This is a genomic window from Flavobacterium sp. UBA6135 (assembly GCF_002428305.1).
GTDB lineage: Bacteria > Bacteroidota > Bacteroidia > Flavobacteriales > Flavobacteriaceae > Flavobacterium.
Genome location: NZ_DIVJ01000034.1, coordinates 39,194 through 63,201, shown reverse-complemented (window position 1 = coordinate 63,201; position 24,008 = coordinate 39,194). Strand labels below are relative to the sequence as shown.

The 24,008-nt window shown below is 36.1% G+C and carries 19 protein-coding genes and 1 tRNA gene; 12 read left to right on the top strand and 8 right to left on the bottom strand.

Features of this window, described 5'->3' with window-relative positions:
* Complete coding sequence (locus B3L86_RS08755; protein WP_291117788.1) at nt 1–945, top strand: M48 family metallopeptidase; 945 nt, start codon at nt 1–3, stop codon at nt 943–945.
* A gap of 30 nt (nt 946–975) precedes the next feature.
* On the opposite strand, the gene B3L86_RS08750 is transcribed toward B3L86_RS08755, so the two are convergent.
* On the bottom strand, nt 976–3,759 hold the full coding sequence (locus tag B3L86_RS08750; RefSeq protein WP_291117786.1) for a TonB-dependent receptor: 2,784 nt from the start codon (nt 3,757–3,759) through the stop codon (nt 976–978).
* Between the two features lie 195 nt (nt 3,760–3,954).
* Nucleotides 3,955–5,265 carry a ribosome biogenesis GTPase Der gene (der, locus tag B3L86_RS08745; RefSeq protein WP_188360606.1) on the bottom strand — a complete coding sequence of 437 codons (1,311 nt, stop codon included), beginning with the start codon at nt 5,263–5,265 and terminating at the stop codon, nt 3,955–3,957.
* A gap of 177 nt (nt 5,266–5,442) precedes the next feature.
* On the opposite strand from der, the gene B3L86_RS08740 reads away from it, so the two are divergent.
* Entirely contained in the window at nt 5,443–5,940 is a 498-nt protein-coding gene (locus tag B3L86_RS08740; protein ID WP_291117782.1) for a hypothetical protein, read from the top strand.
* 305 nt (nt 5,941–6,245) lie between these two features.
* Here B3L86_RS08740 and era read toward each other — a convergent pair whose 3' ends face one another.
* Nucleotides 6,246–7,133, bottom strand: coding sequence for a GTPase Era (gene era, locus B3L86_RS08735; protein ID WP_188360605.1), 888 nt, complete (start codon nt 7,131–7,133; stop codon nt 6,246–6,248).
* Nucleotides 7,120–8,481 (bottom strand): alanine/glycine:cation symporter family protein, encoded by a 1,362-nt coding sequence (locus tag B3L86_RS08730; protein WP_291117777.1) that lies wholly within the window; start codon nt 8,479–8,481, stop codon nt 7,120–7,122. Before B3L86_RS08730 ends, era begins: the two co-directional genes overlap by 14 nt.
* 106 nt (nt 8,482–8,587) lie before the next feature.
* Between B3L86_RS08730 and B3L86_RS08725 the strand changes: the two genes are divergently transcribed.
* The 3 genes from B3L86_RS08725 (at nt 8,588) to B3L86_RS08715 (ending at nt 9,727) form a co-directional block, all read left to right on the top strand.
* A tRNA-Met gene (locus tag B3L86_RS08725) sits at nt 8,588–8,660 on the top strand.
* Between the two features lie 325 nt (nt 8,661–8,985).
* The gene (locus tag B3L86_RS08720) at nt 8,986–9,189 is read left to right on the top strand and encodes a DUF3185 family protein (RefSeq protein WP_291117774.1); all 204 of its coding nucleotides are present in this window, start codon (nt 8,986–8,988) and stop codon (nt 9,187–9,189) included.
* Between the two features lie 85 nt (nt 9,190–9,274).
* Nucleotides 9,275–9,727, top strand: coding sequence for a KTSC domain-containing protein (locus B3L86_RS08715; protein ID WP_291117771.1), 453 nt, complete (start codon nt 9,275–9,277; stop codon nt 9,725–9,727).
* A gap of 11 nt (nt 9,728–9,738) precedes the next feature.
* On the opposite strand, the gene B3L86_RS08710 is transcribed toward B3L86_RS08715, so the two are convergent.
* Nucleotides 9,739–10,737: a GntR family transcriptional regulator gene (locus B3L86_RS08710; RefSeq protein WP_291117768.1), complete on the bottom strand. Its 999-nt coding sequence runs from the start codon at nt 10,735–10,737 to the stop codon at nt 9,739–9,741.
* A 101-nt stretch (nt 10,738–10,838) separates the two neighbouring features.
* Here B3L86_RS08710 and B3L86_RS08705 point away from each other — a divergent pair, with 101 nt between their 5' ends.
* Genes B3L86_RS08705 through B3L86_RS08675 form a run of 7 tightly spaced genes read left to right on the top strand, consistent with a single transcriptional unit; the run spans nt 10,839 to nt 20,229 of the window.
* The gene (locus tag B3L86_RS08705; protein WP_291117765.1) at nt 10,839–11,894 is read left to right on the top strand and encodes an aldose epimerase family protein; all 1,056 of its coding nucleotides are present in this window, start codon (nt 10,839–10,841) and stop codon (nt 11,892–11,894) included.
* 5 nt (nt 11,895–11,899) lie between these two features.
* On the top strand, nt 11,900–12,982 hold the full coding sequence (locus B3L86_RS08700; protein ID WP_291117762.1) for a glycoside hydrolase family 53 protein: 1,083 nt from the start codon (nt 11,900–11,902) through the stop codon (nt 12,980–12,982).
* Between the two features lie 2 nt (nt 12,983–12,984).
* A complete protein-coding gene (locus tag B3L86_RS08695) occupies nt 12,985–13,992 on the top strand; it encodes a glycoside hydrolase family 53 protein (RefSeq protein ID WP_291117759.1) in 1,008 nt (335 codons plus the stop codon).
* An 18-nt stretch (nt 13,993–14,010) separates the two neighbouring features.
* Nucleotides 14,011–16,338: a glycoside hydrolase family 2 TIM barrel-domain containing protein gene (locus tag B3L86_RS08690; protein WP_291117756.1), complete on the top strand. Its 2,328-nt coding sequence runs from the start codon at nt 14,011–14,013 to the stop codon at nt 16,336–16,338.
* The gene (gene galK / locus B3L86_RS08685) at nt 16,335–17,498 is read left to right on the top strand and encodes a galactokinase (protein ID WP_291117753.1); all 1,164 of its coding nucleotides are present in this window, start codon (nt 16,335–16,337) and stop codon (nt 17,496–17,498) included. The genes B3L86_RS08690 and galK overlap by 4 nt, the downstream gene beginning before the upstream one ends.
* Before the next feature lie 3 nt (nt 17,499–17,501).
* The gene (locus tag B3L86_RS08680) at nt 17,502–18,551 is read left to right on the top strand and encodes a UDP-glucose--hexose-1-phosphate uridylyltransferase (protein WP_291117878.1); all 1,050 of its coding nucleotides are present in this window, start codon (nt 17,502–17,504) and stop codon (nt 18,549–18,551) included.
* A 16-nt stretch (nt 18,552–18,567) separates the two neighbouring features.
* Nucleotides 18,568–20,229 carry a sodium/sugar symporter gene (locus tag B3L86_RS08675; RefSeq protein WP_291117751.1) on the top strand — a complete coding sequence of 554 codons (1,662 nt, stop codon included), beginning with the start codon at nt 18,568–18,570 and terminating at the stop codon, nt 20,227–20,229.
* 66 nt (nt 20,230–20,295) lie between these two features.
* Here the strand turns inward: B3L86_RS08675 and B3L86_RS08670 are convergent, their stop codons facing one another.
* The 3 genes from B3L86_RS08670 to B3L86_RS08660 form a co-directional block, all read right to left on the bottom strand.
* The gene (locus B3L86_RS08670; RefSeq protein ID WP_291117748.1) at nt 20,296–21,162 is read right to left on the bottom strand and encodes a T9SS type A sorting domain-containing protein; all 867 of its coding nucleotides are present in this window, start codon (nt 21,160–21,162) and stop codon (nt 20,296–20,298) included.
* Nucleotides 21,163–21,277: 115 nt separating this feature from the next.
* The gene (locus B3L86_RS08665) at nt 21,278–22,900 is read right to left on the bottom strand and encodes a tetratricopeptide repeat protein (RefSeq protein ID WP_291117745.1); all 1,623 of its coding nucleotides are present in this window, start codon (nt 22,898–22,900) and stop codon (nt 21,278–21,280) included.
* Nucleotides 22,901–23,780: 880 nt separating this feature from the next.
* Complete coding sequence (locus B3L86_RS08660; protein WP_291117742.1) at nt 23,781–24,002, bottom strand: hypothetical protein; 222 nt, start codon at nt 24,000–24,002, stop codon at nt 23,781–23,783.
* Nucleotides 24,003–24,008: the final 6 nt, after the last annotated feature.

The window sequence follows — 24,008 nt, the reverse complement described above, 5'->3', positions numbered from 1 at the left end:
GTGAAATACGTAGGTATACAGGAACAAATCCGTAAAAACAACCGCAAATCAGTGTTGTTACTCTTTGCATTTCCGACCGTTTTATTGCTGTCGGTCTATGCGGTAGTGTTCCTATTGCAATACCAACCCGATTACGGCTATGACCTAGATTACATCAACCAAAACTTTCTCAGGATTGCTCCCATTGTGGTAGTAATAGTAGGTATTTGGTTTGCTATAGCTTATTTTGGACATACCAAAATGATTTCTATGGCCACCGGAGCCAAACCTTTGGAGCGAAAAAACAACATGAAGATTTACAACTTGGTTGAAAACCTCTGCATCAGCCAAGGAATGCAAATGCCAAAAGTCGAAATCATCGAAAGTGCCGCTCTAAATGCATATGCCAGCGGAATTGACAACAAAACCTATACAGTAACACTCACCAGAGGCATCATCGAAGCGTTAGATGAGGATGAACTCGAAGGTGTCATTGCCCACGAACTCATGCACATTCGCAACCGAGATGTAAGACTACTTGTCATTTCAATCATTTTTGTAGGGATTTTTACTTTTATAATGGAAATTTCCTTTCGAAGTATGCTCTACGGAGGCGGTAGAAGAAACAATAAAGACTCCGGCAAATTTATGCTTGTGATTTTAGTGGTATCTGTTATCGCCTATCTGCTCACCATGTTGTTCCGTTTTTCACTCAGCCGTAGTAGAGAATACATGGCCGATAGTGGGGCTGCCGCCATGACCCGAAAACCTTGGGCTTTAGCCTCTGCTTTGAAAAAAATATCAGGGCGTCACCATATTAAAGATGTCAAAAGCGAAGAAATTAAACAAATGTTCATCGAAAATACTCCCGATAAAAAAGAGACCAATATCTTTAGTAGTTTGAGTGGATTTTTTGCCACCCATCCTCCTATCGAAAAACGCATTGCCTTTTTGGAAAAAGTATAAATTAAGCCAAAAAAGCGTCACTATTTTTAGTTAATCTATAATAAAAATCCCTCCTTCACCTTCTTTCTTACCTCCAAATTTATCTAATTTGTAAGTCAGAGAAAACATGACATAACGTTGTAAGACGATGTTTTCCGTATCGGTAATTGCGATTGGTGTAATGGTTCTTCGGACACCTACATTTTGATTTAACACATCATATACTTTCACTTTGGCCAGCAATCGGTCTTTGTAAAAATTGTATCCCAAGCTGGTATTCCATAGGTAAAAATCTTTTTGAAAACCATCGGCAATGTTGGAGTTATAGGTATAGCCAAAATCATTTCCAAAGACTACTTTTTTCGGCCAATAACTGGTGAATTCCATTTTGAAACGATGTACAAAATTATTGGCATTATCAATCACATAATTGGAAAAATTGGTCGAATTAAAAGCGTAGCTATAAGAAGGAGCAATAGTTATCAGTTCTTCAATACTCCAATTAAAACTCACTTTAGGTTCCATTCTCCAACCTCTTGATTCAAATAATTCATCATTAGTCAATCCTTGATTTATAGTATATCCGGAGTCCATCCCAACACTTAAACGCAAGTTTCTCTTGTCTTTTTTGAATGATTTACTCCATGTAACACCAAAATAACTATTTAATCCTCTATCAACATTTTCATAGGTTGTTTGTGCTCTAAAACTTTCATCATAAACGGTAGAAGCTACTATTTGATTTTTAGTAAAATTCATACCTCCATAATAAAACAATCCGGTGCGGGTCTGCCAATCATAATTGTTATAATTCAAATACAAGGAATGTTGTTGTGTGGGTTTCAATTCTTCATTTCCAACTATTGTATTCAATGGGTTGGAAAGATTGACAACCGGTAAAATTTGATTAGCCAGAGGCAATTCCATTCTAAAATTATAATTAGAATAAATGGATTTAGTTTTACTGATGTTGTAACTCAAATTTCCGGTGACTCTCGGGAAAATATAGTTTTTATTCAACTCGGTTGTAAAGCCTAAATAATCGGATTCGTTTTTAAAAGTTACAAATTCCGGCCCCACATTAAATCGAGCTTTTAACTTTTTCTTTACCCAATTTAAACCAGTAGATGGAAAGAATTTCAAAACACTGGAATTAATTGCATTGGATTGTTCTGCATTGAAGGCATCATAATTTCCCGAATCCGCATCAAAATCAAAGGTGTTGTTTGCCTCTTTTGAAGCATAATAATTTAACTCAGTGGTTACGCTTAACTTCAATGAATCGGTTAGTGGCTCTCCAAACCGAATTTCAGTTCTGATTTTATCAAAGTTTCTATTTAATGCCTGATTTTGGTTTCTGATTTCATCAGGTTCGGCTGTCAAATAATAAAAAGTTTCAGAATTCAAATTAGAAAAAGTGGTTGTTTTTCTGTGTTCATTATCTATACTAGCCGACAAACCTCTTCCTTTCTTTTTAAAAGATTTATAATAATAGCTATTGTTTTCAAAAGATCCGTTATCCACATCAGAAAATGCGAAAGAGTTACTTTCATTACTCAATTCGTTAAGTTCATTGCTTGTTTGTTGATTACTTTGCGATCGCTCTTTATTCAAACTCTTTGTGAATTTTGGACTCATATAAAGGGTTGCCGTTGAATCTAATTTTACTTCAAAATCAAAACTTAGATTGTGTGAATTACCAATTCTGTTGGTCATTGATTCTGATGCTGTAAACGTAGTTTGATTGGGCAACAAATTGGTTCTTGATGTTCGGTTCACATTTTCTGTTTCTGCATTCGTAAAAAAGTAATTGCTGCTCATATCTACTTTTTTAAACCATTTATCTACATAATTCAACCCTACTAAATTGGAAGTAGTGATGCCATTACTTCCGCCAAATGTCATACCATTAATTCCAAACGAGCCGTCATCGCTATAGTAAATGGAGCTGTTTCTGCCTCCACCCATATTATCAAAAATCTCATTCATCGAAAACCCGACCGAGTTGATATTGTTTGCCGAAGCGAGTACGCTAATCTTTTGTTCGCCTTTAAACCAATTCAGCAACAAACTCGATTCATAACGATCATCAGAACCCAATCCGCCCATTATTTTTCCGAAAAATCCTTTATTCTTATCTTCTTGTATCGTTAAATTGATGGTTTTTTCTTCTGCAGAAGCTGCATCGCCAGAGATTTCTTCAGCTTTTGTTTTGGTATCTACTACTTGTATTTTTTCTATAATATCTGCGGGTAAGTTTTGCGTAGCTATTTTTCCGTCTTTGCCAAAAAACGGTTTTCCATTCACCAAAATTTGATTTACTTCTTTACCATTAACGGTGATTTTACCTTCAGGAGAAATTTCAACCCCCGGCAATTGACGCAATAATTTTTCAACATTGGCATCAGGACCAACTTTGAAAGAAGCGGCATCAAATTCTAAAGTGTCGTTTTTAATTCGAACCGGTGGTGCTTCGCCTTTTATAACCACTTCATCCAATGCGGTGCCATTTTCACTCAGAGAAATAAATCCCAATTCTACGTTTTCTTTCAAATCATTGATTTCTTTTCTGAAACTTTTATAGCCCATGTAGGAAACTTTTAAAAATACCGCTTGGTCATTCTTTCGTGTTTTGAGTTCAAAATTCCCGTTTTTTTCCGAAATAGTATAGTCAATTACGGTGGAGTCTTTTTTTGAAGTTAAAAAAACAGTTGCCGATTCAAGGGGGAGCTTAGATGTTTCATCAATAATTTTACCTTTAACGGTTACAAAATTTTGACTATTGGCAATACAAATGCAAAAAAACAAAGCTAGGGTTAGGAAATGTTTAGACATACAATGTTAAAAAATTTGGCTGTGAGAAAATTCTATAACAGCGAATTAACACTTTTAGTATGAAATGTTAAAATTTCTTACATAAACTTTAACATTTAAAATTAGAATTCAAACTCGAAATAAAAAATCCATTAAATAATTAAGATTCATNNATGAATCTTAATTATTTAATGGATTAAAATAGAAATCTAATTTTTATTTTTCTCTTATATAAATATCAATAGGAACACCTGAAAAATCCCAATGTTCTCTGATTTTATTTTCTAAAAATCGTTTGTAAGCTTCTTTTACATATTGTGGTAAGTTAGCAAAAAACACAAACTGAGGTGTTGGCGTTGGCAATTGCATGCAATATTTAATCTTCACATATTTACCTTTTAAAGCCGGTGGCGGATAGGCTTCAATCAATTTCAACATGTAATCGTTGAATTTTGAAGTTGGAATTCGTTGTCTTCTGTTTTCAAAAACTTTAACGGTTTCTTCTAACGCTTTCAACAAACGTTGTTTGGTCAAAGCCGAAACGAATAAAATTGTTACATCTGTAAAAGGCTCTAACTCTTTTCTGATTTTCACTTCATAATCACGGGTTGACATGGTTTCTTTTTCAACTAAATCCCATTTGTTAACCAAAATGATAATCCCTTTTCTGTTTTTAGCGGCTAACCAAAAAATACTTTGATCCTGACCTTCAAATCCGCGAGTAGCATCAATCATCAAAATACAAACATCGGCATGTTCAATGGCTCTAACAGAACGCATAACAGAATAAAATTCTAAATCTTCCTTCACTTTGGCTTTTCTTCTAATTCCGGCAGTATCTACCAAATTAAATTCAAACCCAAATCGGTTGTATTTGGTATCAATAGAATCTCGGGTTGTCCCGGCAATATCGGTAACTATATAACGATCTACCCCAATAAGTGCGTTGATGAAACTTGATTTTCCGGCATTAGGTCGACCAACTACAGCAAAACGAGGCAATTCTATCTCTTCTTGTGTAGGCTCGGGTCTATTTGGAAAAACATTGATTAGTTCATCCAACAACTCTCCTGTTCCACTTCCGGAAGTACTTGAAATAGTGATGAATTCGCCTAATCCTAAATTATAAAATTCATAGGCGTCTTTTTCACGCATGGCATTATCTACTTTGTTAACCACCACAATAACAGGCTTAGTGATTTTGCGAAGTAATTTTGCCACCTCATCATCCATTGGCGTTATGCCTTCTTCAACATCAACTACAAACATAATAACATCAGCTTCATCAATGGCTAATTCTACTTGTTTACGGATTTCTGCTTCAAAAATATCGTCTGAACCTTTAATGTATCCACCGGTATCAATTACTGAAAATTCCTTTCCATTCCATTCACTTTTTCCATAATTTCGGTCGCGGGTTACACCACTTACGGAGTCAACAATTGCTTCTCTTCGTTTTATCAAACGATTAAAAAGCGTTGATTTTCCAACATTTGGTCTTCCCACAATGGCTACAATAGTACTCATACTTCTAATTTCTAATATTTTGCAAAGGTAGGTTTTTTGTTTGAAGTATACCATTTAAACTTAAAGCGAAGCGGAATAAGATTTTCAAACCGTTCTTTTTTAAAAAATAAAGCTGCTTTTTTTTCGTTTCAAGTTATTATTCGTAAATTAGTACTTCCTAAACATTCCTACATTTAGATGGATATAGACGAACAAATATCGCTTCGATATCGCTTTGATAAAGTGGTGACCAAATCCTATGATGACATTTTAAACAGTTGCGAAGAACTGAAAGAAAAAGTTGAACCTGATTATAAAATAAAGGTATTAGGACATCATATTTGGCTAAACATTGGTATGTTACATCGAGAGAAACATTCACCTCATTTGCATTTAGAAATTGAAAAAATGGAAGATGGTAATACTTTTATAAGAGGTTTGTATGGCCCGGATCCTGTTTTGTGGACATTATTTATGTTTCTTCACTTTGTAGTAGCAGGAATATTTGTCATTTTTTCAATGATAGCTTTTTCCAAATGGTCATTAAATCAAGCCTATGGATTTGATTTGGTTGTGATGTTTGCCATGGTAAACATTTGGTTTTTGCTCTATTTTATTGCTCGTCTTAACCGAAAAAAAGGTTTGAAGCAAGCCAAAGAATTGGAAGTTTTGATGGATAAAATTTTGGAAGAATAACTTTTTATTTCTTAAAACGTAATAATCCATTACCAATCACCCATCACCTTTTTTAAACACTGATTGATAAAATCTGAATAATTGGTAAAATGGAATCAATATTAAAAATAAAGTTTTTTTAACATAAAGGTTTTTAAGACGCTTCGCTTTATTTCATTAAGGAAATTAAAGTTTTAACCGCAAAGGTTACGCAAAGGTTGCGACTTTCATTAAGAAAAGTGTAGCTCACAGAAAGCACAGAAAACACAGAATTTGAATTGCTGAAATTTTAAACTCCATACTCTATACTAAATTACTCCAATCACCTACTTCTGATTATACCCCAATCGTCTTAACTGAAACGCATTGCTTCGCCAATCTTTACTTACTTTCACAAAAAGTTCAATGTGAATTTGTTTACCGAAGAATTTTTCTAAATCTTCACGAGATTGAACGCCCACTCTTTTTAGAGCAGCACCTTTGTGCCCGATAATAATTCCTTTTTGTGTATCGCGTTCCACCATGATTATGGAACGAATTCGGATGATGTTTTCATCTTCGATAAACTCTTCCGTTTCTACCTCAACTGCATAAGGAATTTCTTTATCATAATGCATTAAAATCTTTTCACGAATAGTTTCGTTCACAAAAAAACGCTCCGGTTTATCGGTTAAGGTATCTTTTGGATAGTAGGGCGGTGAAAGTGGCAACAATTCTAAAATTCTATTGAACACTTCTTTAACATTGAAATTTTCTAAGGCTGAAATGGCAAAAATTTCGGCATTGGGCACTTTTTCTTTCCACAAAGCAATCTGTTCTTCCAATTGTTCTTGATTGGATTTATCAATCTTATTCAACAACAACAAAACCGGAATGGAAGTGTGAATGATTTTATTAAAAAAAGCTTCGTCTTTTAACTCCTTCTCTCCTATTTCAACCATATAAATCAATACATCGGCATCTTCAAAAGCTGATTTTACAAACTGCATCATGGATTCCTGCATTTCATAAGCCGGTTTTATAATTCCGGGAGTGTCTGATAAAACCACTTGAAAATCATCTCCGTTTACAATTCCTAAAATTCTGTGACGCGTTGTTTGTGCCTTTGAAGTAATAATGGACAATTTTTCTCCAATGAACGCATTCATCAAAGTTGATTTTCCCACATTTGGATTTCCAATGATATTGACGAATCCGGCTTTATGATTTTCCATACTGATTTTTAAAATAATGATAGGTCGCTTCTTTTACTTTGGGTGCCAAAAGCACTAATGCAATCATATTACTGATACTCATTAGAGCAAATGCCAAATCTATCAATCCGATTACAAATTCAAGAGAAGCAATTGCTGCAAAGATAATACTCAATAAGTAAATTGGGTTGTAATACTTGCCAATTTTTATTCCTCCGAGAAAAGTTAAACATTGTGTACCATAAAAAGAATAGGTAAACAACGTAGATAAAGCAAAAACCAACACCAAAATTAACAACAAGGGTTTGCCAAATCCAAACAATAATTGATCAAAAGCAGCCATGGTTAAAACAATACCGTTTTTATCGCCTTCCAAATAAACACCGCTTATCAAAATCAGTAACGCCGTAATCGTACAAACTATAATTGTGTCAATAAACGGTCCGAGCATGGCAACCAAACCTTCTTGAACAGGTTCGTTAGTTTTGGATTGACCATGATAAATGGGAGCTGTTCCCAATCCGCTTTCATTAGAAAAAACAGCCCTTCGCATACCAATGATGATTAAACCCGACAAACCACCAATGACGGAAGTCTCCCAATTGAAAGCTTCTGTAAAAATCAATTGAAAAGTGGGTAAGATTTTAGTGCCATTTGTTACCAAAATAAATAGTGCTACCAACAAATAAATCACAACCATAAAAGGAACCAAAGCCGAAGTGACGCGAACAATTTTCTTTAAACCGCCAAAAATAATTGTGGCGGTAATCACAATCAATAGTGAACCAAAAAGTAGTTTCCAATTAAAATCTCCAATCGCCCAAAAAGTATTGGGTTGCAAAACTTCCATCAACGATTGCGTCAACTGATTGGCTGTAAAAACCGGCAATACGCCTAATAGAGTGACCGATGCAAAGAAAACCGCCAGAGGCTTCCCTATTTTCCCTAAACCTTTTGACATATAATACATCGGACCGGCTCTGACAATGCCATTTGCATCCACTTCACGCAGTAATACTGCCAACGTACAAGAATAAAATTTGATTCCCATGCCGATAAAAGCAGTAACCCACATCCAAAAAACAACTCCGGGACCACCACTGTAAATAGCAACAGCCACTCCGGAAATATTGCCCAATCCAACCGTTGCTGCAATTACAGCCGATAAAGCTTGGAAATGACTTACCTGACCAACATCTTCGGTTTTATCAAACTTTCCTGCAACAATTTGAAGAGCGTGTTTAAAATAAAAATAGGGCTTAAACTTCGCATAACTTATCAAAAATAAACCACCACCAATTACCATAACTAACATCATCCACTCCAAAGAGTTAGTCCATTTTGAAATAAGATCGGTGAGATAAATCATGTGATTTGTTTCTCAAATATACCCAAATTACAACGATCAAAAAACACAATAATTAAAAAAAATATTGCAATTGTATAAAAAGGTTGTATATTTGCACCCGAAACATCGCGGGATAGAGCAGTAGGTAGCTCGTCGGGCTCATAACCCGAAGGTCACAGGTTCGAGTCCTGTTCCCGCTACTAAGTAACCCTTTCAGAAATGAGAGGGTTTTTTTATTGCATAAATCGGAGGGCTCATATCCGCCTCGGCGGACACAGGTTCGAGTCCTGTTCCCGCTACTAGAGTTAAGCTTCATAGAAATATGAAGCTTTTTTTATTACATAAATCGGAAGGCTCATTATCCGCCTCGGCGGTCACAGGTAAGATTCAAACTCACACTATCAAGCAAAGAGAATCAAGAAATTGGTTCTTTTTTTATTTAAAAAGTTACAAAAAAGAAATTAAATCATTCCCCTATTAAATAATGCCCTACCTTGCTAACTAATAACTTCTAAAACTTCAATCATGGATTCTAAAAAAATTATTAGTCTGGTCGTATTAGGCATTGGTGTAGCTTTACTTATTTATGGCATGAATCACATGGATTCCGCTAGTTCTCAAATTGGTGAATTGTTTGGTAAAACAGATAATAAAGGCATGATTAGCATGATTATTGGTGGTGTTTTGGCTGTAGCAGGATTAGTTACATTTTTGTCAAAAAAAGCGTAAATCACTCAACAATAGGTTTCTTGGATATAAAAGACTACTTTTGCAAAAAATTTAAAAACGTGCACCACACGTAGTCAAGAAACTTATGAATTCAAAAAAAATCTCAGGATACCGAAAATTGCTTGATGTTACTAAAACAGCAACCCTTAAGGAATTAAAAACTATTTACCGCAACAGCATGAAAGACATTCATCCTGACACCATTGCTGATGCTGAGGAACGCCATGCCGCTGAAGAACGCAGTAAAGAAATTATTGAAGCCTACCACTTTTTAGTAAGTATCGCACCTGAAACTCAAGAGAAAGTAAAAGAAGAGTATATCAAGACGACGACAACTTCTGGAATTCTTGATTTTTATTTCGAAAACGGAGTTTTATACATCAACTTTTTAGACGGAAATTCGTTTGAATATTTTGGCGTACCTAAAGTTACTTATATCAAATTGGTGAATGCGGAATCGCCTGCTCGTTTTGCACGCAGACATATCTACAATGAATTTGTATACCGTAGTGCCAGCAAACTAGTAGCAGCAGAATAAATATAAAAACATTAAAGCGACTTTCTGATTAGTAAGTCGCTTTGATTTTCTATTTTATCTTTTTTGTTGTTCAAAATCATGTCAGCCAACAGCAATCCCATTGCTGTAAAATCAGTTGAAATCGTAGTAATTCCATTTTCTACTACCTTTTTTAAAGGCGTATCATTATAGGAAATAATCCCATAATCCAAACCAATCAGCAACTCTTGCTTTTTAGCTTGTTCAATTACTTCTACCAAATGCCGATCATTGGGAATAATATAAACAGTCCCTTTTTTTATAATTTGATGCTCAAAATTTGGAATAATTGTATTTTCAAATAAAAAATCAGCACCAAATTTCTCAAACCCTTCCACCATTCCCAATGGTTCTTTAAATCCCGGAAAAATCAAAACCAAGCGTTCATACTTTTTCAACAAAAGTTTGGCTTTCACTAAAGCGGAAAAAACGTCTTTCACAAAATTTTGATGCACCGAAGGATATCCACTCAAATCATCATTGGTTTGATCCAAAATATAAACATCATTTTTAGGCAATGTTTTTATAATGGCAGCCGCTCCTTTTAAATTAGTGGGCATGATAATATATTTGGAATAATTTCCATTACTTTCATTAATTAACTTTCGAAACATGTCCAAATTAAAATGATGAAAGAAAATATCAATTTGTGCCCGATTATCAATTGCTTCTAAAAAAGAATTATATAAATTTTCTTTAAAGGCATTCAATTCATCAAACAAAACAAAATAGCGGTGCTCAAAGCTAAATTCGGTGCTTTTTATGTAATATCCTTTCCCAAGAATGGCAAATACAATGCCTCGCTTTTTGAGCTCATCATAGGCTAACAAAACCGTATCTCTTGAAATGGAGAATTCCAAACACAATTTATTAACGGATGGCAATTGATCTCCTCTTTTTAAACGATTTTCTGCTATAGCAATTTCTACAGACGAAATAATTTGTTTGTATTTAGGAATACCTGACTGAGCCTCTAAGTTTATTAGTTTCATAAAAAGTAATTAACTGGTGGGCAAGTTACAAAAACTGGTAGGTACTGGTATGATAAACAACAAAACTTTTCTAATTTTGTTAGCATATCTATAAAAATAGCATGCAAAAAAATAATTATTCACAATTTGCCTCCCCTATAAACACGAAATCCTTCGGTTTGCTTCCTGACGGAAAAGAAGTTTTTTGTTATACTTTGACCAATAAAAACGGGATGGAATTGGCTGTAATCAATTATGGAGCAACCATTACATCTATAAAAGCACCTAATGCAAATCAAGAAAAAATCGATGTAGTTTTAGGCTTTGATACTTTACAAGCTTATGTAGACTCGTTCAATTTGCCAAACGCCCCTTATTTTGGAGCTGTAGTGGGCAGGTATGCCGGAAGAATAAATGAAGGCTCTTTTATTTTAAACGGAAAAACAATTCAATTACATAAAAATCATGGTAAGCATCACCTTCATGGTGGAAATGACGGCTTAAGTAAACAATTTTGGAGTTTAAAAAATAGAAGTGAAGGCGAATCTCCATCTATTACTTTACAATATATAAGTAAAAACGAAGAAGAAAATTATCCTGGAATTTTGACGGTTGAAGTTACGTACCTATTGACGGAAAACAATCAGGTAGTGGTAGAATACCATGCTCATGCAACCGAGGATACCATTTTAAATGTAACACAACACAGTTATTTCAATTTAGAAGGGCATCAAAATAGTATCGAAAAGCAATCTTTGCTTGTGAATGCGGCTAAAGTTCTTGAAACTGACACACTCAATATTCCAACCGGAAATCTTTTACATACTGCAAACTGTCCTTTTGATTTCACAGAACAAAAAAAATGTCCTACTTCAATTGATACCACATTCGTTATTGATCAAAAGGCAAAAATTGCTGCTTCACTATTCAGTGACAAAACTAAAATTAATATGAAAGTGGCAACCAACCAACCGGCAGTACATATTTATGTGGGCGGTAATTGTTTTGGAATGATTAAGGGAAAAGAAAACGCCGCCTATCATACAAAAAGCGGCATCTGTTTTGAAACACAAAATTTCCCTGATGCACCAAATCATGCTCATTTTCCTTCTGCTGTTTTAAAAAAAGGAGAACGGTATCACCACCAAACTATTTTTGCTTTTGAAACAATAAAATAAGAACTATGAAAAAGTTAATCACATTAGTGTGCCTCCCAATCTTATTGCTTTTCATCCATTGTTCAAGTGATGAAAAAACTCCCGAAGAAGAAATACCGGTCGTTGAAGATAATTTTATCAGAGCTGCTGATCTTTCATTTCTACCCGAAGCGGAAAGTGCAGGAGCTGTTTATAAAAATAACGGACAAAACGAAGCCGTTTTAACCACATTAAAAAATGCGGGTTGCAACACGGTTCGTATTCGTGTTTGGAAAAATCCATCTTCTATTCATTCTAGTTTGGTGGAAGCAAAAATTCTTTCCCAACGTGCGAAACAAGCAGGTATGAAAGTTTGGCTTACGGTTCATTATTCCGATACTTGGGCCGATCCGGGTCATCAAGCAAAACCTGCCGAGTGGCAAGGGTTAAATTTTACAGAATTAAAAGCGGCAGTAGCCACCTATACCACATCACTTCTGAATGAAATCCAACCGGACATCATCCAAATTGGCAATGAAATTAATGTGGGATTACTTTTCCCTGATGGCCATTTGATTAACAATGAAGCCCAATGTATTCAATTACTTCAAACGGCAAGTGCCACCGTTCGCTCGGTTCGTCCGCAAACAAAAATTATGATCCATTTTGCCGGATTAAATGCTTCCGATTGGTTTTTCAACAAAATGACTACAGTTGATTATGACTACATCGGTTTATCTTATTATCCCATTTGGCATGGAAAAAATTTAGAAACACTTTCTTCAACCATGAATACATTGGGACAAACCCACAATAAAAAAGTGCTTTTGGCTGAAACAGCCTATCCGTTCACCTTGCAATGGAACGACTGGACAAACAACATCGTTGGCTTAGAAGACCAATTGATTCCGGCTTATCCTGCCACCCCCGAAGGACAAAAAAACTTTTTACTTGAAATTAAAAACCGTTTAAAACAGAGTCCCCACGGATTAGGTTTTGCCTATTGGGGAACCGAGTGGATTTCTTTCAGAGGAAGCCAAGCCACCAATGGTTCGTCTTGGGAGAATCAAGCTCTTTGGAATTTTGAAAACAACGCCTTACCTGCAATTCAGGTATTTAATAAAGAATAATGATGAAAAAAATTCAAGTACTCCTGTTGGTTGTAACCATGCAACTCTCTTTTGCTCAAAACAATGTTGAATTTTCAAAAGGTGCCGATATCACTTGGTTACCACAAATGGAAGCAACTGGTTATCAGTTTTACGATACCGACGGATCCAAAAAAGATGGCTTGCAATTATTGAAAGACCGAGGCATGAACACGGTTCGTTTGCGGGTGTTTGTCAATCCGTCTGATGACCCGAGAAGTGGCCATTGCAGCAAAGAGGAAACGGTTGCTCTAGCTCAACGGGCTCAAAAAATGGGTTTTCGCATCATGATTAATTTTCATTACAGTGATTCATGGGCCGATCCCGGAAAACAAAACAAACCCGCCGCTTGGAAAGACCTTCCGTTTGAAAAGCTAGCTCAGGAAGTCTACAACCACACCTTTGATGTAATGACGGCTTTAAAAAAAGCCAAAGTAAAAACCGAATGGGTACAAGTGGGTAACGAAATTCCCGGCGGCATGCTTTGGCCCGAAGGAAGCACCGACAATTGGAACCAATTGGGAATTCTATTAAACAAAGGCTACGATGCTGTAAAAGCCGTTGATAAGTCTATAAAAGTAATCGTCCATTTAGACGAAGGTGATAACATCGAGAAATTCAGAACTTTCTTTGACAATGCCAAAGCTCAAAATGTAAAATATGATGTCATCGGACTTTCCTATTATCCGTTTTGGGTGAAAAAAGATTACACAGAAACTATTGCCAATTTAGAATTCAACTTGAATGATTTAGTAACTCGTTACAACACCGAAGTGATGGTGGTGGAAGTGGGAGGCGAATACGACAAAGTTGAAAACACCAAAGAACTTTTAGAAGCCACCATCAAAGCAGTCAAGAATGTTCCTAACAACAAAGGTTTAGGTGTTTTATACTGGGAACCCCAAGGTGAAAAAAGCTGGAGTGGTTACAGTTTAAGTGCTTGGCTGGAAAACGGACAACCCTCACCGGCTTTGGATGCTTTTAAAGATTAATTTGCTTAAAAATTTACAATGAAACACTCAATTTTACTCTTCTTAACCTCGCTGCTTTTTATTTCTTGTGGAAAAGAAACTACTTCCAACCGCACTAAAGTTAATTTTGGCTCCGATTGGACTTTTATGAAAGACTCCACTGCTCTCAATTGGGAAAAAGTACAACTTCCACACACGGCTCATCTGGAACCTTTGATTGTCAACAATCAATGGCAAGGCGATTGTTGGTATCAGAAAAAGTTTGACCACCCAAAAACGGATGACAAAGTTTTTCTCTACTTTGAAGGTGTCATGCACGAAGCTTGGGTTTGGGTGAATGGCGAATTAATGACACACCATCAAGGGGGTTATTTGCCGTTTACCGTTGACATAACTGACATCGTTTTACCACATGACAACACGATTATTGTAAAAGTAAACAATCAGGACAATCCACAAATTCCTCCGGGGAAAACATTAAAAACATTAGATTTTAATTATTACGGCGGTATTTATCGCAATGTCTATTTAATCCAAACAAACAAAACGTATATCACAGATGCCGTTCATGCTAATAAAGTAAATAGTGGCGGAATTTTAGTGAATTTCAACACTATTGCTAAAGAAAAAGCGAGCGGTAGTGTAAAAATTCATGTAAAGAATGAAGCTAATCAATCGAAAAAAGTAAAAGCATCCATCACATTTAAAAATGGTTCAGAAGCGATTTCTTTTACAACCAATGAAGTCACGATGGAGCCCAATTCGAATGCATCACTTTCGCAAAGTGTTGAAATTTTAAATCCAAAATTATGGGGAATTGAAAACCCGAATTTATACGAAGTAGAAGTACATTTGATTGCTGATTCAAAAACCATTGATTCTCAAACTATTCAAACCGGAATCAGAAAAGCAGAGCTCAAAGCTGATGGCTTTTATTTGAATGATGAAAAAGTATTCATCAACGGAACCAATCGCCATCAGGAATATCCATACATTGGCTATGCACTTTCCGACGAAGCCAATTACCGCGATGCAGTGAAAATTAAAAATGCAGGTTTTGATTTTGTGCGATTGTCTCATTATCCGCAAACCGAATCTTTCATGAAAGCTTGTGATGAATTGGGACTTTTAGTGATGAATTGTATTTCAGGTTGGCAATTTACGGGTGACGAAAAATTTATAGAAAACTCCTATCAGGAAATTCGGGATTTAGCCCGAAGAGACCGAAATCATCCTAGTGTCGTTTTTTGGGAAGTTTCTTTAAACGAAAGCGACATGAAGGAACCCTACATGAAAAAGGCGAATGAAATCTTACGGGGTGAATTGCCTTATGCCAACATATATACCGCCGGTTGGATTGATAATCCGAATTACGACCTTTATATTCCCGCTCGTCAACACGGAAAAGCACCGGAGTATTGGAACAACTACGAAAAAGAAAACCGAAAAATCTTCATCGCTGAATATGGCGATTGGGAATATTACGCTCAAAACGCCGGTTTTAATCAAACTTCTTATTCCAATTTAAAAGAAGAAGAACGCTCCAGCAGACAATTGCGTGCTTACGGCGAAAAACGATTGCTGCAACAAGCATTTAATTATCAAGAAGCATTCAATTCAAATTTGAAAGGAAAACACACTATTGGTCAAGCCAATTGGTTGATGTTTGATTACAATCGCGGATATGCCGATGATATCGAAAGTTCCGGCATCAGCGATATTTTCCGTATCCCGAAATTTGCTCATTATTTTTACCAAAGTCAGCGTTCACCAAAAGTGAAGTTGAACCAAAAATTAGTTTCGGGTCCCGTGATTCATATTGCTTCCTATTGGAATGAAAAATCGCCTTTGGACGTGACTGTTTTCAGCAATTGTGAGGAAGTCGCATTTTATGTGAATGACGTTTTAATCAGCCGAAAAAAACCAACAATTTCTCCTTTTTCCAATGAATTACCCCATCCGCCATTTGTTTTTTCTATTCCAAAATTTGAAAAAGGAACACTACGAGCTGAAGGATTTATAAATGGAAAAAAAGTAGCGGAACATAGTGTAAAATCAGCCAATGAACCTTCAAAAATAGTTGTAAGCTATGATGAATCAACAGTAAAAATAAATCCTGATTTTCCCGATGTTGTTTTTGTGTATGCTACAATAACTGATGCAAATAGAAATTTGGTTTCGGATGCAACAACCGAGATTACATTTAGTATTGAAGGTACAGATGTTGAATTAGTTGGTCAAAATCCATTTCCGGCAGAAGCCGGTATGGCTACAATTTTAGTGCGAACAACTACTTTTAAAAAAGCAATTAAAATCAAAGCCAAAGCCAAAGGACTGAAAGAAGCAACACTTGAATTAAAGCCATGAAAAAGAAGTTAATCAAAGAAACAACTAAACATTTTGAAAAGCAGTTCCACAACAAACCCGAAGCTGTTTTTTTATCTCCGGGACGTATCAACATTATTGGTGAACACGTAGATTACAACGACGGATTTGTACTCCCGGCAGCCATCAACAAATACATTTGCTTTGCCGTTTCAACAAACGATACTGGCGATTGTACCCTTGTGGCAAAAGATTTAAATGACGCTTATAAATTTCATAGCAATGATGCATTAGTGCCCGTTGACAAAATGTGGGTGAATTATATTTTAGGAGTTTTACACCAATTAAAATTAAAAGGGTTTCCTGAAAAAGGGTTTGACATGGTTTTCAGCAGCACCATTCCAATGGGAGCCGGTTTGTCTTCTTCAGCGGCGTTAGAATGTGGATTTGGCTATGCAATGAACAAGTTGTTTGATTTAGGCTTAAGCAAAGAAGAAATTGCTTTAATCGGCCAAAAATCTGAACACACTTTTGTAGGCGTAAAATGTGGCATCATGGACCAATTTGCGAGTGTATTTGGAAAGAAAAACAAAGCAATAAAATTAGATTGCACCTCGCTTGAATATGAATACCACAACGCCAATTTTAAAAAATATGCATTACTTTTACTGGATAGTAATGTGAAACACACCCATTTAACTTCCGGATACAATGACCGTAGAAATGAAGTGGAGCAAGGTTTGTCCATCATCAAAAGTCATTTTCCGCAAGTGAAAAGCTTTAGAGATTGCACCGAAAGTCAATTAGCAACTTTAAAAAATGAATTGGGCGAATTGCTTTTTAAACGATGTCATTTTGTAATCAATGAAATCCGAAGAGTAAATGAAGCCGTGGCAACATTAGACAAAAATGATTTTGAAAAACTAGGACAATTGATGTATGAAACCCATGAAGGTTTATCACAAGACTATGAAGTAAGTTGTACTGAAATTGATTTTTTAGTGAACGCTGTTCGCTCTGAAAAATCAGTTTTAGGAGCCCGAATGATGGGTGGTGGTTTTGGTGGTTGCTCCATTAATCTGGTAGAAAAAGGAACCGAAAATGAGCTAATAGCTAAAGTATCCGAAACGTATAGAAATGCTTTTGGTATTGAACTATCCGCCTATAAAATCAAAATTTCAAAAGGAACAACAAAAGTATAAATGATGCAAACATTCAACCCCAACGAACACCCACATCGTCGCTATAATCCATTAATAGACGAATGGGTTTTGGTTTCGCCACATCGCACCAAAAGACCATGGCAAGGGCAAAATGAAAAAAATAATTCGGAGGCATTACCCGAATATGATGCCAATTGTTATTTGTGTCCCGGCAACGAACGTTCCAATGGAATTAAAAATCCCAACTATACCGATTGTTTTGTGTTTGAGAATGATTTTGCCGCTTTATTAGAAGAAGAAGTAGTGCATGAACCTACTTTAAATCCGATGTTTCAATTAAAACCGGAACGCGGCATTAATAAAGTAGTGTGTTTTTCGCCAAAGCATAACCTAACAATTCCTGAAATGGAGGTTTCAGACATTGAAAAAGTAGTTCAAACATGGAAGGAACAATACATTGAATTGGGCAGCAAAGATTTTATCAACCACGTTCAAATTTTTGAAAACAAAGGAGCTGTGATGGGTTGCAGTAATCCACATCCACACGGACAAATTTGGGCACAATCGTCGTTACCTACGCAAGTGGAGAAAACACAAAAAAGCCTTGAAAAATATTATTCCAACAATAAAAGAAGTTTATTAAAAGACTATTTGGATGCCGAATTAGAAAACAAAGAACGTGTCGTTTTGGAAAACGAACATTTTGCGGTAGTTGTCCCTTTTTGGGCAACATGGCCGTATGAAACCATGATTATCAGCAAAAGACATTTTGGTACCATTATCGCCATGACGAAAGAAGAAACGACAGCATTTGCCGAAATTTTAAAAGGAATCACGGTTAAATATGATAATCTTTTTGAAACCTCATTCCCCTACTCGTCCGGAATCCATCAAGCTCCAACGGATAGAACCGCTCATCCTGAATGGCATTTTCATATGCATTTTTATCCGCCTTTATTGCGAAGTGCGACCGTAAAAAAATTCATGGTAGGTTATGAAATGATGGGAGAAGCCCAACGTGATAGTTCGCCTGAAAAAAGTGCAGCCATTTTGAGAGACTTGCCTACCTTGCATTATAAATTAAAAAACTAACCAAACTTATTTCCAAATGAACACAAGTTTTGAAACGCTGGATTATGTAATTTTTGTGGCTTACGCGTTGATGATTTTAGGCGTTGGCTTATACATGTCGCGAACCAAAAAAGGACATCAAAAAAATGCTGAAGATTACTTTTTAGCCAGCAAATCATTGCCTTGGTGGGCTATTGGAACTTCCTTGATTGCTGCAAATATTTCTGCCGAACAATTTATTGGCATGTCGGGTTCCGGATTTGCCGTTGGTTTAGCGATTTCTTCTTATGAGTGGATGGCAGCCATTACGCTAATCATTGTTGGAAAATACTTTCTTCCGATTTTTATTGAAAAAGGAATTTATACCATTCCGGAATTCGTTGAAAAAAGATTTTCTACCAATTTAAAAACGATTTTGGCGGTGTTTTGGGTTGCCTTATATGTGTTTGTAAACATTACTTCGGTGTTATATTTAGGAGCCTTAGCCATGAACACTATTATGGGGGTTGATATGATGTGGGCCATTATCGGTTTATCTCTTTTTGCAGCAGCCTACTCCATTTATGGTGGATTAGCGTCTATTGCTTGGACGGATTCTATTCAGGTGGTATTCTTGGTTTTTGGTGGATTAGCCACAACCTATTTGGCATTAAACACTGTTTCAGGTGGAGAAGGAATGGTGGAGGGATTGGGCATTATTTATGACAAAGCTCCCACAAAATTCTCTATGATATTAGACGAATCCAATCCGGAGTATTTGAATTTACCGGGTATAGGCGTTTTAATTGGTGGATTATGGGTGGCCAATTTATATTATTGGGGATTCAATCAATACATCATTCAACGAGCATTGGCTGCCAAATCATTGAAAGAAGCTCAAAAAGGAATTCTACTGGCGGCTTTCTTGAAATTATTAATCCCGTTCATCGTAGTAATTCCGGGAATTGCAGCTTTTGTGATTGTAAATGATCCTGAAATGTTAGCCCGTTTGGGAGCAGAAGGCTTAATCAACATACCAAGTAATGGTGCCGCAGACAAAGCCTATCCGTGGTTAATTCAATTTTTACCAACTGGTTTAAAAGGATTAGCATTTGTAGCGTTAACAGCGGCGATTGTTTCTTCTTTAGCATCGATGTTGAATTCTACTTCTACTATTTTTACAATGGATATCTACAAACAATACATCAACAAAAACGCTGATGATAAAGCTACGGTTAGAGTGGGAAGAATGACTTCTGCCGTTGCACTTACTATTGGAGCAATTATAGCACCTCTTTTGGGTGGTATTAACCAAGCATTTCAATTCATTCAGGAATATACGGGGGTTGTAAGTCCGGGTATTTTAGCTATTTTCTTATTAGGTTTGTTTTGGAAAAAAACCACAAACAAAGCCGCCATTTGGGGAGCATTAGTATCCATACCTATTGCGATGTTTTTTAAAGTGGGACCGAAAGGTTGGGCTGAAGGTACCGGTTTAGAAACTGTTTTCCCTAGTGTCCCTTTCTTAGACCAAATGGGTTATACCACTTTAATCACTATGGCCATCATCGCTGTATTAAGTTGGAAGCAAAACAAAGGGGCTGATGATGCAAAAGGATTTGAATTGCAAAGAGAAACGTTCAAAACTAACGCGGTATTTAACATTAGTGCTTTTGCAATTATGATTGTTTTGGTGTTCTTGTATGCCTTCTTTTGGTAAATAAAAAGGCCCAATCCACTAGTGTAAATTGAGCACTTCTAAAAAAACTATTGATTTATTGATTGATTATTCTTTAATGATTTTATGGGTGGTCAATTGCATATCGCTATTGATTTGTAAGAGATACATACCGCTTGATAGTTTGGAAATATCCAAAAACCCATCATCAGCTAAAAATCCCGATTGTATTACTTTACCCATTACGTCCAAAATGGAATAGCTTTCAGGTTGAAAGTTTTGTGAGCTTATTCTAATTTTATCTTTTGCGGGATTGGGATATACCTGCACAACAGGGTTACCATTCGGATTAGTAACACTTAAACTACAATCCGGATTCCAAGCAACAGCAAATCCTAAGGAATTGCTGGAATTGTCCGGGCAAAAAGAAGGGGCTGCAATTACATAATAATAGCCGGGTTCAGTCACCATATAATTAGATTGGGTGGCTCCTGCTATTGGCGTGTCATTTTTATACCAAACAATATTCGTATCATAAGGAGGATTATTGATTGACAATTCAAAGGTAGTGCCTTCACATAATAAAAAAGTTTCAGTATCCGGATCAAAAGTGACATTATCATTCATTTCATTAAAAACAACCAACCCAACCCAATTCCAACTGTCTACTTGAATCACATTGGATTCAAATGTCGATCCATCAAGTGTTACAACAACCTTCAATAAGGCTTGGTCATACGTATACCAATCATAAGTTAAACTTGCACCGGTGGCTCCACTGATGGCTTCATACTCACCCGGTAGAAACCAATATTTAAAATACCATTGATAACTATCATAGGTTTGACTAGTAGTTATCGAAGCTGTGCCATCTGTCCATGGACACATCAAAATGTCGCCTTCAATTTGCGGGGCCTGTGCCTGCATGTTAAAGTTCAAAAGGAATACAAAAAGGAAAAGTAAATTTTTTTTCATAGCTTGTTTATTTATTTGGTTATTTAATTTCTCAAACAAAGTAAACAAATAGAAATAGTAAATAAGGTTAAAATAATGCTACAAGACGTGACATCGAGCGTGACATTTTGTGACATTACTTGGTTTTAGCCACCTGAGTCAAGTAAGTATAAAGAGGTGTAGTAATCCCAATACCCAACTTTTTAATAAGTCGCTCTTTTCTTTTTCTACAACTCTCTGGTGAAATATGTAACAAAGAAGCAATTTCCTTCAGACTGATATTCAAATAGATAAAAGACAAAAACCGAATATCATTGGCGTTTAAATCCGGATGCTTTAGCTTTAATGCATGGATAAAATCAGTATTGACATGCTCAAAATGGGCAGTAAAATCTTCCCATTTCACATCCTCCTTTAAATGACTCTTTAATTCTTTGACAGATTGTAGTAATGTGACATCACTTGTAAAGTTAGTAGCTCGGGTAATGGTTTGAATAAGGGATTCAATCAATTCATTTCGCGTCGATTGAAAAAGTACCTTGTCCGAAATCATTTTATTTTTCAATTCAACTTCATGTTCCAAAAGCTTTCGTTGATTCTTTTCTTTTTCAAGTTCCAAATGCTTAATTTGTAATGTATTGGCTTCAATAATTCGCTTTTGCTTAGTCAATTGATTTCGTTTATAAAACACAACAAGTAAGATAAAGAGGAGCAAAAACAATAAAATAATAGATAGTAAATAGACCTTTCGTTGGTTTTCGGATTGGGCTTTTGAAATAGCTAAAGCATACTTTGATTCGGAGAGCTCAAAACGCAGGGTAGTGTTTTCAAGTAATTCACTGTTTTTGGTATCACTGAGTAGTTGGGTTAATTGGATAATGGAATCCTTTGAAGCTAGTGATTTTTCAAGAAGCTGCAATTGAAAGGCGATTTGCGAATGAAGTTCAAAAAGTTGAATTTTCACTTCATGATGTTGTGTAGAAGAAAGCCCGCGTTCAACATAGTGCATGGCTTTGTCAAACTGACGATCCTTGAAATAAGCCTTTGCTATCAAAAGAAGTAATTCGGTCTGTTCTTCCGCAAAATTGCTTTTTTGAGCTTTTTCCAGTAACGGAAGTCCGTTCTTTAAAACTTCTTTTGAAAAACCCTTTTCCAATAAAATGGCGTTTTGAACAAGCAAAGCACTCATTAAAATACGAGGCTCTGATTGTAGCTTGGGAACAGCGGTAGCAATATAAGTTGTTGCCTTCGCCAAATTATTCATTTCTAAATTCAGTTGAGCCAAATTGGTGGCATAATAACCAATACGGGTATCCAACTTTTGTTCTTTTGCAATTGCAAAGGACTTCAAGAAATAGGATTCTGCTTGTTCCAATTTCTTTTCTTTGATGTAAACAATAGCAATATTATTGAGTACCGTCATTTCATTTACCGGATTCTTTTGAGCTATCGCAAGTTCATAGGCCTCCAAATAATAGGTAAGTGCCTGGCCATAATCCATCATTTTAAAATAGGTTAACCCCAAATTATTGGTGGCTAAAAATAGGGGATTTGATAATTTTGCGGATTGAGCTAACGCTTTGGATTTTGATAAGTTTTCAAGGGCAGATGCGTAGCGTACATTCATCATATCATCTACACCTTTTTTTAATAACGCATGACAAACAATAGAATCTTGTGCAATAGTCTCATGTACAGTAGTGAAATAGAGCAAAAACAGTGACAAACGCAAGTATTGTTTCAGTAAAGAAATTTTCATCAAAGCTTATTTTAGCAAAGGATAAAGATAAAAATTTATAGATTGCCTAGTTACTATTTTTAGTGACAATTTTTTATCTAGTACAGCTTCTAATTTAATAACTCACTTAAACAAATCTAAAGAAATGTCTCTGACTTCGCAGCAAATATACAGTTCCAATTTTTATTATAGAAAAAGCAGATAATCCGATTGTTAATGTAATGAATTTTGAATAATTTACATCGTTATGATTCGTATTGAAAAAACAGGAAGTGTTATGCTGTCTCCTCCTAAAATAAGTTTACATATTTAACTTAATCCTAAAATAGTTTGATCATCATTCCCGTGATTTCTAGCACTGATATATTTCGAATTTAGTGAATATGAAAAAAATTCAGGTTGCTTCTCCAAATTTGTATTTTCTACTCATCTTTCAAAGATAGAAAAAATTTAATTTGGCAAAACCATAATTATCGGGGGTTATACTTGTGGTTTACTTTCTGTAGACCATTGAAGGTAGAGACATCAGTTCCTCCAACATTTTTAACAACAAGCTACCTCAGTTCATCATAGATATTGTGAGACAATAGCATCTCAGGACTACCTAAAATCTGATGTATTGCCACCTGCCTCTTGCCTCTTGCCTTTTGCCTCCTGCCTCTTGCCTCCTGCCTCTTGCCTCTTGCCTCCAAAAAAAAAACCGGGCTTTCACCCGGCTTTCCTTCAACGCTCTCGCGTCCTCCTACATCGCTTGCGACACAGGTACTTCAACAATAAAGAAACCCCAAAACTGACAACAGCTCCAACAGCTGCCAAGACAGCCGTCTGTAACAAATCACTGCGGCTCAATAAGGGAATCACACTGAATAGTGTACCACCTGCTGTGCCCATAAACAGCGGACTACTCGTCTGATGCATCATCAGAAATAGTCAACTGACTAACCGCTGAGGCTACACCGCCGCCAACAACCATATAACCGCCTATCGTAACCAATGCAGCAGGTAAGGCAATGGGAGCAGTTAAAATCGCACCGCCAACGGCCGCTAAAGCAAAACCGACCGTGCGAAGAACTCTAAAAAACTTGGGGGTCGGAGCCGAAGCTCGCTCTACAATCTTATTCATAAATTC